This window comes from Microbacterium sp. Leaf320, from assembly GCF_001423485.1.
Taxonomy (GTDB): Bacteria; Actinomycetota; Actinomycetes; order Actinomycetales; family Microbacteriaceae; genus Microbacterium.
Genome location: NZ_LMOD01000001.1, coordinates 554305 through 568640, shown reverse-complemented (window position 1 = coordinate 568640; position 14336 = coordinate 554305). Strand labels below are relative to the sequence as shown.

General features: G+C 68.4%; 13 protein-coding genes. 8 read left to right on the top strand and 5 right to left on the bottom strand.

The genetic code is table 11. From position 1 onward, the window contains the following. Positions 1-224 precede the first annotated feature (224 nt). Together ASF63_RS02640 and ASF63_RS02635 are read left to right on the top strand one after the other, a co-directional pair. On the top strand, positions 225-611 hold the full coding sequence (locus ASF63_RS02640) for a PLDc N-terminal domain-containing protein (RefSeq protein WP_056509207.1): 387 nt from the start codon (positions 225-227) through the stop codon (positions 609-611). Between the two features lie 4 nt (positions 612-615). Beyond that, on the top strand, positions 616-1056 hold the full coding sequence (locus tag ASF63_RS02635) for a DUF6325 family protein (protein ID WP_056509204.1): 441 nt from the start codon (positions 616-618) through the stop codon (positions 1054-1056). A gap of 9 nt (positions 1057-1065) precedes the next feature. On the opposite strand, the gene ASF63_RS02630 is transcribed toward ASF63_RS02635, so the two are convergent. From ASF63_RS02630 to hxlB, 4 genes are all read right to left on the bottom strand, one after another. Continuing rightward, entirely contained in the window at positions 1066-3516 is a 2451-nt protein-coding gene (locus tag ASF63_RS02630; protein ID WP_235560672.1) for a LuxR C-terminal-related transcriptional regulator, read from the bottom strand. Positions 3517-3654: 138 nt separating this feature from the next. Beyond that, entirely contained in the window at positions 3655-4764 is a 1110-nt protein-coding gene (locus tag ASF63_RS02625) for a DUF998 domain-containing protein (protein ID WP_157534213.1), read from the bottom strand. Positions 4765-4939: 175 nt separating this feature from the next. Next, entirely contained in the window at positions 4940-5563 is a 624-nt protein-coding gene (gene hxlA, locus ASF63_RS02620; RefSeq protein WP_056510173.1) for a 3-hexulose-6-phosphate synthase, read from the bottom strand. A 77-nt stretch (positions 5564-5640) separates the two neighbouring features. Next, on the bottom strand, positions 5641-6222 hold the full coding sequence (gene hxlB, locus ASF63_RS02615; RefSeq protein WP_056509194.1) for a 6-phospho-3-hexuloisomerase: 582 nt from the start codon (positions 6220-6222) through the stop codon (positions 5641-5643). Between the two features lie 91 nt (positions 6223-6313). Here hxlB and ASF63_RS02610 point away from each other — a divergent pair, with 91 nt between their 5' ends. Then, a complete protein-coding gene (locus tag ASF63_RS02610) occupies positions 6314-7150 on the top strand; it encodes a helix-turn-helix transcriptional regulator (protein ID WP_235560671.1) in 837 nt (278 codons plus the stop codon). Here the strand turns inward: ASF63_RS02610 and ASF63_RS02605 are convergent. After that, positions 7136-8767: an MFS transporter gene (locus ASF63_RS02605; protein WP_056509193.1), complete on the bottom strand. Its 1632-nt coding sequence runs from the start codon at positions 8765-8767 to the stop codon at positions 7136-7138. The genes ASF63_RS02610 and ASF63_RS02605 overlap by 15 nt on opposite strands. A 116-nt stretch (positions 8768-8883) precedes the next feature. On the opposite strand from ASF63_RS02605, the gene ASF63_RS02600 reads away from it, so the two are divergent. The 5 genes from ASF63_RS02600 to ASF63_RS02580 all read left to right on the top strand — a co-directional run bounded on the left by ASF63_RS02600 (position 8884) and on the right by ASF63_RS02580 (position 14324). Beyond that, the gene (locus ASF63_RS02600) at positions 8884-9351 is read left to right on the top strand and encodes a MarR family winged helix-turn-helix transcriptional regulator (RefSeq protein ID WP_200933956.1); all 468 of its coding nucleotides are present in this window, start codon (positions 8884-8886) and stop codon (positions 9349-9351) included. Positions 9352-9377: 26 nt separating this feature from the next. Next, complete coding sequence (locus ASF63_RS02595) at positions 9378-9800, top strand: organic hydroperoxide resistance protein (RefSeq protein ID WP_056509190.1); 423 nt, start codon at positions 9378-9380, stop codon at positions 9798-9800. Between the two features lie 46 nt (positions 9801-9846). Then, on the top strand, positions 9847-10824 hold the full coding sequence (locus tag ASF63_RS02590) for a zinc-binding dehydrogenase (RefSeq protein WP_056509187.1): 978 nt from the start codon (positions 9847-9849) through the stop codon (positions 10822-10824). Between the two features lie 100 nt (positions 10825-10924). Further along, entirely contained in the window at positions 10925-13351 is a 2427-nt protein-coding gene (locus tag ASF63_RS02585) for a glycosyl hydrolase family 95 catalytic domain-containing protein (protein ID WP_056509186.1), read from the top strand. Then, positions 13341-14324, top strand: a complete 984-nt coding sequence (locus ASF63_RS02580) for an acetylxylan esterase (RefSeq protein ID WP_200933955.1) — start codon at positions 13341-13343, stop codon at positions 14322-14324. The genes ASF63_RS02585 and ASF63_RS02580 overlap by 11 nt, the downstream gene beginning before the upstream one ends. Positions 14325-14336 lie beyond the last annotated feature (12 nt).

Genomic DNA, 14336 nt, shown 5'->3' with positions numbered 1-14336 from the left:
GCGCTTCGACCGTCGCCACGGGTGCGGGCGATGTGAGACTCATGCTCGCACCGGTGCACAGGACGGCGATCGGTGCGCTCACCCCAACGGGGTGACCGCAGCGCCGAGCGATGTCGAGATCCCACCGGACAGGGGCTCGCCCGCTCTGGGTGAGGTGGCGGTACAGGGAGCGGTGGGCGCTGTCAGGATCTCGGTACGCAGTACCTCAACGAAAGGAGTCGATGATGTCGATCTGGGACAGCTTCTGGGCCATCATCTGGTGGTTCTTCTGGGCATTCGTGTTCATCTCGTACCTCATGGTGCTCTTCAACATCGTCGCCGACCTCTTCCGCGACCACACGGTCAACGGCTGGGTCAAGGCGATCTGGATCATCTTCCTGATCTTCGTGCCTTTCCTCACGGCTCTCGTCTATCTGATCGCTCGTGGCCAGGGAATGGCCCAGAGAAGCGCATCTGCGTACCAGGAGCAGCGGCACGCGGCCGACTCGTATATCCGCAGCGTGGCGTCGCACAGCCCGAGCGACGAGATCGACAAGGCCTCGAAGCTCCTCGCCGCGGGAACGATCACGAACGAGGAGTTCGCCTCCATCAAGGCCCGAGCCCTCAGCTGATGACATGGGCGAGATGGTCGGTGTGACGCGGGCTCTCGGAGACGTCGAGTTCTTCGTCGTGAGACTCGGCTCCGACCATCTCCGCCCGAGCGTTCTCGAGGCGTTGCTGCGTCAGGTGGAGGCCGGCACCGTGCGCGTCCTCGACGTGCTGCTCATCAGGCGGCCCACGGCGCACGAGTTCAGCCTCCGCGAGGTGGATTCCGACGAGTTCACCCTCGCGGGGCTCGAGCTCCACGCTCGGGGCATCGTCTCCGAAGACGACGTGCGCCATTTCGCCACGGCGCTCCCCGTGTCGTCGTCCGCCCTGCTCATCCTGGTCGAGCCGACCTGGGCCGAGCAGTTCTCCGCAGAGCTGACGTTCAACGGCGACATCATCCTCGCGACGCAGTTCGTCCCCGCGAGTGTCGCGAACACGGTGCTCGGATCCACGCTCGACCGGCGCTGACCCGGAACCTCACAGAGTCGTCTGCACCGCTTCACGTCGCGACGAGACACCCAGCTTGCGGTAGATCGAGCGCTGGTGGGTCTTCACCGTATTGATCGACAGGCGCAGGACATCGGCGATCTCCGGCAGCGTGCGGCCCGTCTGCAGCTGCTGATAGACATCTCTTTCCCGATCCGAGAGCAAGCCGACCCGAGATCCGTGCGTCTCGGCCACCAGGCACCGTGCGACGAAGTCCTCATACTGCGTGCCGAAGTGCACGTGCTCGTGCAGCAGCTTCCGGACCGCGGACTCGCGTGGGCCGAACGGCAGGCGGATGCCCTCCGCGGAGGCGACCGCGATCGCGGCCTCACAGACCTCGTGCGCGGCGTCGTGGTAGCCGGCGTGGCGGCGCAGAACCGCTGCGGTGATGAGGGTCGCCACCTTGACGTACGAGACCTCCGAGAAGCTACGGAGGCTCCGGAGCATCTCGAGCGCTGGCGCGTACTCCCCGGCCCGACGGAAGATCCCGGCGAGCGCTACGCAGACGACTGGAAGATCGGGACACTGCCGATATTTGCCCGCGATCCGCAGCGCTCGATCCTGCCTCCCCACCGCCTCCTCGAGGAGACCGATGGAGGATTCGCGGAAGGTGGGCCACGAGAGCCCATGCACGACCTCGAGCGGAATGTCCTGTATCCCGATGGCCGCCCTACGGCACGCCCCCGGGTCTCCCGTCTCCGCCGCCGAATAGGCGATCATCATGCGGGCGATACTGGTGAACGAGCGGTCCGACGCACCATTGGCCAGGATGGCGCCGAAGTCTCGGATGGCTCCGTCCACGTCGCCGGACCAATAGGCGACGTACCCGGCGGCGGCCGCGGCGCTCCCGCCCGCGTAGGTGCTCCACGACAGCCGCACGTCCTCTGCGCGCTCGACCTCGTCGAGCGACGCCCGCGCCGCGGTGAACTGCCCTGCCCAGGTCTGGCCGAACGCGAGGTGTCCCAGCGATCGTTTGGCCAGCTCCCGGTCACCCGAGTTCCTCGCCTCGCGAGCTGCGGCCGCGAAGTACTCGAGGGGAATCGACGGTTCGGTGCGATGCCTGATCTCGGTCCAGCCCATGAGGTAGTTGATCGCCGCCCGATCGCTGAGCGCTGTCGCATCCGCACGGAGAAGCATCTCCCGCACGTCGGCGCTCGCCTGAGCGAGCTCCTCCCGCTCGTCGGCGATGAACAGTCTGGCCACCTGCAGGACGGTCCGGGGGCTCGCGCCGTCGGAGCGTTCGATCGCCGCGGCCGCGCGGTGGAAAAGCTCTCGAGCGACGACGTGGTCGCCGAGGACGTCACCCGCACACGCACGCACCAGGAGCACCTCGGCGTCGTCCGGAGCATGACGCAGCATCTCGGTCGCCGCGCGCTCGACCTCGGCGGCCCCTGCGCCGACGACGAGTCCGACCCAGTGGTCCATCAGCGTGCGACGCGCGCGGTCGGTGTCTCCGGCCATGACCGAGTGCGCGATCGCGGAGATGGGGTCGGAGGCCTCGAGATGCGCTGCCGCCCGGCGATGGCAGGCTGCCGCTCGCGCAGGATCCGCCCGCAGAATCTCCGCACATTGCCGCGCGAACGCCGCGTGCCACCGGTAGACCGGGCAGTGCGGTCCCTCGAACTTGTCGAGGAACAGCCCCTGTCGCACGCAGCTCTCCAGCAGCTCGGGCGCCCGAGGGTCCTGGGTCACCGCGGTCGCGAGGTCTCCGGTGAGTTCGGGGCAGACGCTCGCGTCGAGCACGAACCGGGCGATGTCAGCAGGGAGCATCCCGAGCACGTGCTCTCGGACGTAGTCGCCGAGGAAGGCCGAGGCGATCGACGCATCGGAATCGGGGCGGGTCCCGCCGATCATCATCAGCCGGACCGCGATCGGCCACCCCTGGGTCTCCTCGAGAATCGCATCGGCGGCGAGGCCTCCCGACTCCCTCGCCCGCAGAGCCCTCACCTCCGGCTCGGAGAACCGCAGCACGTCGGCGCCGACGAAGGATTCCGGATTCATGAGTCGTTGACGGGAGGAGGTGACCTCGAGCAGCGTGGTTCCGACCAGAACGATCCGCAGTCGGTCGGGCGCCTGCTCCGCGAGCATCCCCAGAAGACCGCGCCGCCAGTCCTCCCCTGCACGATGCGAGTCATCGACGACCAGCTGGACGGTCGCGTCGGCATCGCCGAACACCCGACAGATCTCCTGATAGGTGTGCAGGGGGTCGTCGAGGTCGCGCGGAAACAGCGGCGCGCGACCCGATCGTTCAGCCGAGACATTCAGAGCGTCGACGACACCTTGGGCCAGGCGGGACGGGTCCGAGTCGTAGGAGTTCAGTGAGAGCCAGGCGACCTCACCCTCATGGGCGGCGGCCCACTCCACCACGGCCATCGTCTTGCCGAACCCGCTCGGTGCGCTGATGACCGTCAGGGGGTTGGCCTCGACCGAGGCGCTGATCACGGAGGACACCCTCTGCCGCGTTATGATGCCGGGTTGCCGCGACGGAGCGCGGAACCTCACTTCCGGTCCGGATTTCGTCAGGCGGGGGAGACTGACCATGCGTTCAACGTACTGATATACCGGGAACGGGACAAGGACTCATTCGCGCACATCCGTCCCGGCGTCGGCAGGAGCGAAAAGCGCCGCTCCGCCCGTCATCGCAGCGTCGCGCGTGAGCGCATCCGCGGTGCGGATGAACAGGATGATCCAGGTGAACACCAGCACTCCCGCCACGAGTTCCACCGCTGTGAGCGTGTAGTACCCGACGGCGAACAGGACCGCGAGCGCCACGATCACGAGGATGAACACGAATCCGAGCATGAGGAACGTGCGCGACACCCCAGGGATCCATCGACGCAGCATGAACACGAGGATGCCGAAGGCGACGACCATGCCCGAAGCGACTCCGGTGTGCAGGGCGAAGAACTCGTCGACCGGGAACACCCCGACGAGGCCGAGGAAGATCCCGACGACGACGAGGCTCGTCCGCACTCCCGTCACGCCGCGGGGGTTCGGGGTCGGAATGCCCCGCGTCGCGGTGCGCGCGAGCGTGGTCACGAGGATGCCCGCCACGATCAACGTGAGATTGAAGGTTCGCGCCGAGAGATCGTTCGTCATTCCGAGGGCACTCAGGTTGTCCTTCCACCACAGCGGGTCGCTGGCGGTGAGCATGCTCGTGACCACTCCGAACACCAGGAAGACGGCCAGCACGAGCGCGAGCAGCTGAAGGTCCATGTGGGTCGCGGAGAAGTACACGACGTAGGCCGTGACACCTGCAGTGGCGGCCGCCAGCAGCAGCACGGGGATCGGGAAGACCACCGCACCCTCGAACCCCTGCTCCATGATCGTGGCGACCAACGTCCAGCCGAGCAGGGCGATCACGGCGTGCGCGAAGGCGACGGCCGCGAGGTCGAGGATCACGAGCACCCGCGCCTGTCTCGGTGCGGTGCGGTCGGAGGCGACGACGTACCCCAGCACGAAGACGACGATCGCCGTCGCGGCCGACGCTATCGCCGCAAACTGTCCGACCGACCCGCTCCCTGCGATCGGCGCCGATCGCAGGCCGAAGACAGGCAGAGCGACGAGGCCGGTGACGATGAAGGCGACGATCGATATCTGCAGGCCGATCGCCTCACGGGCACGCTCTCGTGGTTCGGTACTCGATCGTGCGACGTCGAGGAGATCCTGCGGTGCGGGATTCGTCATCATCCACACAGTGTCGACCCGATGCGGTCGCCCCGCGACGGATACTTCATCCGATCAGGGCGAGGCCCTGCCGTGCGTTCGGCTCCCGCACCGATCTCACCGCGAAGAAGGACCCCGCCCACTCGGGCGGGGTCCCCTCTGTCACACGTATTCGAGTGTCAGACGAGTTCGAACTGCGTCAGCCGATGGCTGCGCGGAGCTCGGCTGCCGCGGCACCGACATCCGGCGCGCTGTAGATCGCGCTTCCGGCGACGGCGATCTGCGCGCCCGACTTCTGCACCGAGCCGATGCTGGCGGCGTTCACTCCTCCTGCGACCGAGAACGGCACTCCCGAGGCCTCTCCGTCACGCAGCAGCGTGTCGAAGGTGAAACCCTCCTCGGCCTGCTCGTCGAGGCCCGCATGCATCTCGACGAACTCGGCGCCCAGTTCGACGACCTCCTTCGCCCGCGCGGGCTTGTCCTTCACTCCGATGAGGTCGACGACGATCCCCTTGCCATGCTTCTTCGCTGCCTTGACGGCACCCGCGATGGTGCTGTCGCCCGCGGTGCCGAGAACGGTCACGAGGTCTGCACCGGCGGCGAAGGCGATGTCGGCCTCGAGCTCGCCGGCATCCATGGTCTTGAGATCGGCGAAGACGATCTTGTCGGGGTGCGCCTGCTTGATCGCGGTGACCGCGCTGAGGCCCGCGCTCTTGATCAGCGGGGTGCCGAGCTCGAGGATGTCGACGTGCGGAGCAGCCGCCTCGGCAAGGGCGAGCGCGGCCTCCGTCGTGAGAGTGTCCATTGCGAATTGCAGCTTCATCATGTTCCTTTCATTACTGCGGTCATGCACGTGGTGACTGCGGTGGACCGGTCACTGCGGTGACCCGGCCGTCGCCGTCATTCGAGGTTCGAGTGGCGAGGCCAGAGGTCGTCAGCGTCCTGGCCGCTCCGTGCCCAGAGAGCGTGGAACAGCGCATCGCCGATCAGCACGACGGCCTGTTCGAAGAGGCTGCCTGCGTACTGGGCCGAGGCCGCACCCGAGCGATCGAGCTTGCCCGCCGCCGGCACGATGATGGTCGCCGACCCCGACAGCGCGGCGAGCGGTGAGGACCCGTCGGTGGTGATCGTCGCGACCTTGGCTCCGACACCCACAGCGGTCTCCGCCGCACGCACGATGCCCGAGGTCGTTCCCGAACCGCTCGCGACGAGAAGGAGGTCGTCCCGCGAGATCGCCGGCGTCGTCGTCTCCCCCACCACGTGGACGTCGAGCCCGAGGTGCATCAGCCGCATGGCGGTCATCTGCAGCGCGAGACCGGAGCGTCCCGCACCGAGCACGAAGACCCGAGGCGCCTCGGCCACCAGGTCGGCCACACGTCCGAGGGCGACAGGGTCGGTGCGGATCACCGATCCGAGCACCGTGCTGATCTCATTCGACACGAGCCCCAGGGAATGCCCGAGGCCGATCTCCATCACGTCCATTCCTCCATCGTGCGCCCGTGCCGCCGGCGTCGCCCCCGCCCGATGGCATGGTTTCCCCTACCCGAAAGGATGGGTGGGGCATGATGGGTAGGTGACCATCATCGACGCGACTCCGACGATCGACTCCCCCGCACTCCGACGCGCGCAGCAGGAGGGCGCGCGAGCACTCTCCGAACTGGGTGATCGACATGCCGTGACCCTGGAATCACTGCTCGCGATCCTGCGATCCGACAGGCTCGATGATCGGGCGGCACGGAACCTCGCGATCGAGGCCGCCGCGAGTGCGCTGGTGCAGCTGCGCGTCGCGAGCGATCAGCACCTGGATGCCGTGCTGGAACCGGTGGTCGGCGCCTTCGCGCGGCTTCAGTCGGATCTCCGCCCCCTGGAGCGGTTCGGCGACCTCGACCTCCAGTTCGTCGAGCCGCCCACGACCGGACGCGCACTGCCGAGCGAGGTCGCACACGCGGCTCGGGCGATCGTCCGCAACTCGGTCCTCGCGATCGTCGACGACGGCACAGCCCGTCGAGTCCGCATCCAATGGGACTGCGACGGCCTGAACCTGCTGATCGGCATCAGGGACGACGGGCGGGGCGAGCTCTCGGTACGCGACGACGCGCTTCGGCCGGCTGCCGAGAGCGTCGTCGCGTTGAACGGAGATCTGGCCGTGTCGTCCACCGAAGGGTGGGGATCCGCGATCGACATCCGCCTCCCCCTCGATCCGCCCGCAGCCCCCGAGCCCCTGGGCGATGTCTCAGAGCTGTCCACCCGAGAGCGCGAGGTCCTTCGCCTCATCGTGGGTGGCTCACGGAACCGCGAGATCGCATCGACGCTCGGGATCAGCGACAACACGGTCAAGTTCCATGTGTCGAATCTGCTGCGCAAGACCGGATGCCGCACTCGCGGAGAGCTGGCGTCACTCGCCCGCTGATGCCTCGGGGATGACTTCGGATGTCGTCTCGTCATCTTCATCAGAGCGGGAGCGGGTGGCCGACCCGAGGGAGATCGTCGAGAGCAGACCCAGCGTCAGGAAGCCGGCGGCCGTCCACGCGGCGAAGCGCGTGCCGTCGGAGAAGGCGGCCTTGGCGTCGTCCGCGATGGCTGCGGTCTCGGGGTTCGCCTCGAGTCCGCTGATCGCCGCACCGGCGCTGTCGACGACCGATGACACGACCTGGTCGCGCTGATCGGCCGAGAGCCCTCGGTCGTCGAGCGAGGAGGCAAGGATCCCCGCGGTGCTCGTGAAGAGCACGGTGCCGAGCACGGCGACTCCGAGCGCCGCACCGAGCTGCCGAGAGGTCGACTGGGTTCCGGATGCGGTGCCGCTGTCGGCGACCGGCACATCGGCGAGCACCACGCCGGTCAGCTGAGCCGTCGCGAGCCCCACGCCGAGTCCGTAGACGAAGAGGAACGGAATGAGCGGCACCCAAGACGCATCGGGCGCGATGACGAAGCCGACACCCGCGACGCCGATGATCTCGGCGATCAGCCCGGCACGCACGACCCAGACAGGAGCGATCTTGCCGCTCGCCGCACCGGCTGCGCCACTGGCGACGAACGACCCGCCGGCCAGCGCCAGCAGCAGCAGCCCCGTCTGCAGCGCATCGAACCCCAGCACGAACTGCAGCCACAGGGGCAGCGCGAGGATGATGCCGAACTCTCCGAGCGAGACCACGGTCGCCGCGATGTTGCCGTTGCGGAACGAGGGGATGGAGAACAGCTTGAGCGCCAGCAGAGTGGACTTCCCGCGGCGCTCACGGTGCACGCCCCAGGCGATGAAGGCGATCAGCGCCACGAGGGCGAGCGCGAAGGCGACCGGGATCGGCGAGAGGTCCAGCGGCCACGTCCAGTCTCCGATCTCGGGACGCTGGTCGACGAGCCACCAGCCGTACGTGCGCCCCTCGATCAGACCGAACACGAGGCTTCCCATCGTGACCACCGACAGGAGCGCCCCGACGACGTCGATGCGGGAGGTGCGATCACTGCGCGATTCGGCCACGGTGAGAAGCACGCCGACGACGATGATGATCCCGAGAGGGATGTTGATCCCGAAGGCCCACCGCCACGAGAACGCAGTGGTCAGCCAGCCGCCGAGGAGCGGTCCGACGGCGGCCATGCCGCCGATGGTCGAGCCCCACACCGCGAAGGCGATGCCGCGTTCGCGCCCGCGGAACGTGGCGTTGATGATCGACAGGGTCGTCGGCAGGATCATCGCTCCCCCCACGCCCTGCGCGAGGCGGGCGAGGATCAGCATCCCGCCGTCGGGGGCGAGTGCCGCGAGCACAGACGACGCCGCGAAGACCGCCACGCCGATGAGCATCACCCGACGGCGCCCGAATCTATCGGCGAGGCTGCCGAACACGAGAAGCAGTGCGGCGAAGACCAGCGTGTAGGCCTCCTGCACCCACTGGACCTCGGTCGAGGTGATGCCCAGGTCGTCGACGATCGCCGGGATCGCGACATTGACGATCGTCGAATCGACGATGATCAGCGAGACCGCGATGCTGATGAAGACCAGGCCCACCCACCGCAGCCGAAAGTATCGTTCCATGACTACTAGCTTAGCTAGCAAAGAGACTGGCTGGGGGAAATAGGGTCGGATTCAACGAGAGGGACCACCTGCGCGATTAGATTGTGCACAATCTAATCGCGTGCAATACTGTAGCGATGGCCGTGACCGATGAGATGGTGTGCTTCTCCCTGTATTCCGCCGCACGCGCGACGACGCAGGCCTACCGCTCGCTGCTGGCACCGTGGGGCCTGACCTACCCCCAGTACCTGGTGCTCGCGATCCTCTGGATGGAGGGCGAGCAGACCGTCGGCTCGCTCGGCGAGGCGATGCAGCTCGACTCGGGCACCCTCTCCCCCCTCGTCCGCCGCCTCGAGCAGGCGGGCTACGTCGCACGGGCGCGAAGCTCGGCCGATGAGCGGGTCGTCACCGTTGGCCTGACTGACGCAGGCACAGCACTTCGATCCGAGGTCGCACCGGTCCACACTGCGATCGCCGCACTCGCCGGAATGCAGGACGACGACCAGCGTCACCGCCTGATCGCCGAGCTTCACGAACTCACCGCACGACTGCAGAGTTCTGCAGCCGTGCCGGCACCCTCTGCGCGCACGCCGCGCGCCGACTGACCCCAACCCCGGAAGGAATCCACACGATGGACGCTCTCTACACCGCCGAAGCACTCGCCACCGGAGCAGGACGAAACGGCCGCGTCGCGACCGGCGAAGGCCGCCTCGACCTCAACCTCGCAATCCCGAAGGAGATGGGCGGCAGCGGAGACGGTGCGAACCCCGAGCAGCTGTTCGCCGCCGGCTACGCCGCGTGCTTCCACTCCGCGCTGCAGACGGTCGCCCGCGCGCAGAAGGTGAAGATCACCGACTCGTCGGTCGGCGCCCGCGTGCAGATCGGCTCGAACGGCCAGGGCGGATTCGGCCTCGCCGTGCAGCTCGAGGTCGTCATCCCCGACCTCCCGCACGACCAGGCTCAGGCTCTCGCCGACGCCGCCCACCAGGTGTGCCCCTACTCGAACGCCACGCGGGGCAACATCGACGTCGCGATCACCGTCACCGACGACTGATCCGCTCGACACCATCCACCACGACCGATCCCACAAGGAGAACATCATGCGCGCCCTCACCCACGACACCTTCGGCGATCCCGAGCAGGTCCTGACCGTCACCGACCGCCCCACTCCTGAGCCCGGCCCCGGCCAGGTGCGGCTGCGGATCGTGCTCTCGCCGATCCACAACCACGACCTCTGGACGATCCGCGGCACCTACGGTTTCAAGCCCGAGCTGCCCGCGGCATCCGGCACTGAAGCCCTCGGCGTCGTGGATGCACTGGGCGAGGGCGTCGAGAACCTGTCCGTCGGCCAGCGGGTCGCCACGGGCGGAACGTTCGGCGCCTGGGCAGAGTACGTCGTCGCGAATGCCGCTGGGCTCATCCCCGTCCCCGAGTCGCTCAGCGACGAGGCCGCCGCGCAGCTGGTCTCGATGCCGTTCAGCACGATCAGCCTGCTGCAGTTCCTGCGCGCCGAGAAGGGCGACTGGATCGTCCAGAACGCGGCGAACGGCGCCGTGGGCCGCATGCTCGCCCAGCTGGGCGCCGCACGTGGCGTGAACGTGATCGGCCTCGTGCGCCGTGCGGCCGGCGTCGACGAGCTCCACGAGCAGGGCATCGAGAACGTCGTCTCGACCGATCAGGACGACTGGCGCGAGCAGGTCGCGACGCTGACCGGCGGGGCCCACATCGCGTTCGGTGTCGACTCGGTCGGCGGATCGTCCGCGGGCGACGTTCTGTCGCTCCTCGGCGAGGGCGGCACGCTCGTCGCCTTCGGTGCGATGAACTCCCCCACCATGGAGATCGCCTCCGGCGACGTCATCTTCAAGCAGGCCACGGTCAAGGGCTTCTGGGGCAGCAAGGTCATTCAGACCATGGATGCGGCCACGCGCGGCGCCCTGTTCGGCGAGCTGATCCAGCGCGTCACGGAAGGCACTCTCACCCTCCCTGTGGCCGGCGTCTTCGACGCGGCGGACGCGGCAGACGCCGTGCGTGCGAGCAACACCGCCGGCCGCGTCGGCAAGGTCCTGCTGAAGTTCTGATTCCAGCGGGGCGCAGCGCGTCGGGGATTACTTGACAGCGGTAATTAATCCCGCCTACGCTGACGGTGACATCGAGATCGATCGAACACACCGGAGTGCGATGACCGACACACTGCGCCTCACCTGGGACGCCCCCGCCACCCTGTGGGAGGAGGCGACCCCGCTCGGCAACGGCCGCATCGGCGCCATGGCTTTCGGCGGTCCGGGCGGCCGCTACCAGCTCAACGACTCGACTGTCTGGTCCGGCAGCCCCGACGGGCCTGCGCGCGCGCTGCAGAACGTGCGTGCCCGCGGAGCAGGGCCCGAGCGCCTCGCTGAGGTGCGGGCAGCGCTCGCCTCGGGCGACGTACGGCTCGCCGAGGATCTCTTGATGGCATTCGAGGGTCCGTACTCGCAGGAGTTCCTCCCGCTCGCGGATCTGCACGTGCGGATCGACGGCCTCGAGGCCGACCCTGAAACACCCGCCAGGACCCTCGATCTCGACGCGGCCACGCTCAGCGAGACCCTCCGCATCCCCGGCGGGCGCCTCACGCGCCGCTCCTGGGTGTCTGCACCGGCACAGGCACTGATCATCGAGCTCACCTCGGATGTCGAGTTCGACACGGTCGTCGAGCTGTCCACGCCCCTGCGCGGGCGAGTCGTCGACTCATCCGACGCGCTGATGCTCGACGTGCAGGCCCCCGTCGACGGCGCTCCGCTGCACGAAGAATCGGTCGATCCGCCGCTGCGCTATGCGCAGGAAGACTCGGACTTCGACGCGTACGCGGCCGTCGCTGTCGCGCTGAACTCGGACGGCGAGGTGCGTCGATCCGACGGCCGCGTCGTCGTCCACAGAGCCCGTCGCCTGCTGATCGCCCTGTCCACATCGTCGCGCGCCGGGTCGTGGTGGGCCGACGCCGACGGGGACTGGCGGACCGCCTCGCGAGAGACGATCCGGGATCGCGCGCGAGAGAGGGCGGATGCCGCGGCTCAGCGCGACGTCCAGGCCCTCCTCGCCGAGCACGTCGCCGATCGGCGACGCGTCACTCGCGCGCGATTCGCGATCGGCAGTCGACGCGAGGGCGCCTGGAGCGTCGACAGGGATGTCCTTCACGGATCCGATCCGCTGCTTCGTGCGACCGTCGCCGCCGAGTACGGCATGTACCTGCTGGCATCGAGTTCGCGCGCCGGCAGCCCTGCGGCGAACCTGCAGGGCATCTGGAACGACCAGCTGCAGCCGGCATGGTCGTCGAACTACACGATCAACATCAACACCGAGATGAACTACTGGTCGGCGCCGGTGCTGCTCAGCCCCGATGCGCTCGAACCGCTCCTCGCTCTCGTCGAGCATCTCGCCGGCACGGGCACGGACGTCGCACGCGAGCTCTACGGCGCTCGCGGATGGGTCGCGCATCACAACAGCGACGTGTGGGGGTGGAGCCTCCCCGTCGGCGATGGCCACGGCGCCGCGAGCTGGGCGATCTGGATGATGGGCGGAGTCTGGCTCACGCACAACCTCTGGGATGCCTACGAGTTCAGCGGCGATCGCGACCTCCTGCGCGAGCGGATCTGGCCCGTCATGCGCGGCGCCGTCGAATTCTGCCTCGACTGGTTGGTCGCCGACGCCGACGGCGTGCTCCACACCTCGCCGTCGACTGCCCCGGAGAACTCGTATGTCGCCGCCGACGGCCTTCCCACCGCCCTGGGGCTGACGGCGACGTCGGATCTCGCGCTCATCGGCGGGCTGTTCGAGCGTGCCCTCGTGGCGATCGACGACCTCGAGATCGACGACGCTCTGGAGGCCGAGGTGCGCGGGGCCCTGGCCGCGCTCACCCCGCTGCAGGTCGGCTCCGACGGCAGACTGCTGGAATGGTCGGCCGAAGTCGAAGAGCACGAACCCCTGCACCGGCATCTCTCCCCCGTCGTCGGCCTGTATCCCCTCGACACCGTGACCCCCGAGGGCACGCCCGAGCTCTTCGACGCCTCGGTCCGCCTGATCGACGCGAGGGGCCCCGGCGCCATGGGTTGGTCCTGGGCGTGGAAGATCGCGCTGCGAGCCCGCGCACGTCAGGGAGACGTCGCCGCGTCGCTCCTCGAGGAGGCGCTGACGCCGTTCGACGGCGATGCCACCCGCCACGGACCGGTCGATGGCTCGGAATGGGGAGGACTCCTGCCCAACCTGTTCAGCACGCATCCGCCGTTCCAGATCGACGGCAACCTGGGCTTCCCTGCCGCGATCGCCGAGATGCTCGTGCAGAGCCACGGCGGACGGGTGCACCTTCTCCCTGCCCTTCCCCAGTCCTGGCGCCTGGGCGACGTGCAAGGCATCGCGGTCCGCCCTGGGCTCGTCCTCGACCTCTCGTGGAGCGATGGGCAGATGACGTCCGCCGCGCTCCACAACCACGGTTCGGAGGACAGGACGGTGCTCGTCAGGCTCGCCGACAGCGAGGCCATCGTCGATGTCGCGGCGGGCTCGACGACCGACATCGCACTCCCTCTCGCCTCGGATGCGACGCCCATCGCGCAGGATGACCGACGTGCACGGTGACCTCCACGTCGTCGATGCGGCGACCACGCAGACCGAACCCGACGACTTCGACGCCTTCTGGGCGGAGACGATAGCCGGGGTCAGAAGCCTGCCGCTCGATCTCACGGTCACTCCACACGCCACGCGACTCACCCAGATCGACGTGTTCGACGTCTCGTTCCGCGGCTTCGGCGGCACGCCGATCCGCGCCTGGCTCCGTGTGCCTCGCGGCGCCTCCGGGCCGCTGCCCGGTCTCGTGCAGTTCTTCGGATACGGCAACGGCCGAGGTCACGCTCTCCGAGATCTTCGGTGGGCATCGGCCGGGTACGCGCACCTCGTCGTCGACGCCCGAGGTCAGGGCCACGGTGACACGGATGACGATCACGCCGACGGCGGTCCCTCGGCGGGAGGGTTCCTCACCCGCGGCCTCCGTTCGCCGCAGGAGTACTACTACCGTCGCGTCTACGCCGACGCGGTGCGCGCGGTCGACGCGATCCGTTCGATAGAGCTGGTCGACCCGACTCGTGTCGGCGCGGTCGGAGCGAGCCAGGGCGGCGGTATCGCCCTGGCGATCGCCGGGCTGGTCCCGGACATCGCCGTCGCGATCATCCAGGCACCGTTCCTCTGCGAGCTCGACCGCGCGGCGACGCTCAGCTCGGAGCATCCGTACTCGCTCCTGACGCAGTACTTCGCGGACCGCCGCAGCGACGCCGCCATCGCGCTCGACACGCTGCGCTACTTCGACGGCATCAACCACGCCAGACGGGCCACGGCTCCGGCGCTGCTGAGCACCGGGCTGCGCGACGGCATCGCCCCGCCGGAGACCGTGCTGCCCGCGTTCACCGCATACGGCGGCGAGAAGCGCGTCGTGCTGTGGCCTCACAACGGGCACGAAGCCGGCGGCGACCTCGACGAGGAGAATGCGCTGGAGTTCGCGGCCGAGCATCTCATGACAGGCATCCCGACCCGCACAGCAGCGGATTCGCTACGATAGCCGACACGACCC

Excerpts from the sequence above, each read along its gene's own strand:
- ASF63_RS02640 (WP_056509207.1), top strand. The coding sequence starts at position 225 with ATGTCGATCTGGGACAGCTTCTGGGCCATCATCTGGTGGTTCTTCTGG.
- ASF63_RS02635 (WP_056509204.1), top strand. The coding sequence starts at position 616 with ATGGGCGAGATGGTCGGTGTGACGCGGGCTCTCGGAGACGTCGAGTTC.
- ASF63_RS02625 (WP_157534213.1), bottom strand. The coding sequence starts at position 4,764 with ATGATGACGAATCCCGCACCGCAGGATCTCCTCGACGTCGCACGATCG.
- hxlA (WP_056510173.1), bottom strand. The coding sequence starts at position 5,563 with ATGAAGCTGCAATTCGCAATGGACACTCTCACGACGGAGGCCGCGCTC.
- hxlB (WP_056509194.1), bottom strand. The coding sequence starts at position 6,222 with ATGGACGTGATGGAGATCGGCCTCGGGCATTCCCTGGGGCTCGTGTCG.
- ASF63_RS02605 (WP_056509193.1), bottom strand. The coding sequence starts at position 8,767 with ATGGAACGATACTTTCGGCTGCGGTGGGTGGGCCTGGTCTTCATCAGC.
- ASF63_RS02600 (WP_200933956.1), top strand. The coding sequence starts at position 8,884 with ATGGCCGTGACCGATGAGATGGTGTGCTTCTCCCTGTATTCCGCCGCA.
- ASF63_RS02595 (WP_056509190.1), top strand. The coding sequence starts at position 9,378 with ATGGACGCTCTCTACACCGCCGAAGCACTCGCCACCGGAGCAGGACGA.
- ASF63_RS02590 (WP_056509187.1), top strand. The coding sequence starts at position 9,847 with ATGCGCGCCCTCACCCACGACACCTTCGGCGATCCCGAGCAGGTCCTG.
- ASF63_RS02585 (WP_056509186.1), top strand. The coding sequence starts at position 10,925 with ATGACCGACACACTGCGCCTCACCTGGGACGCCCCCGCCACCCTGTGG.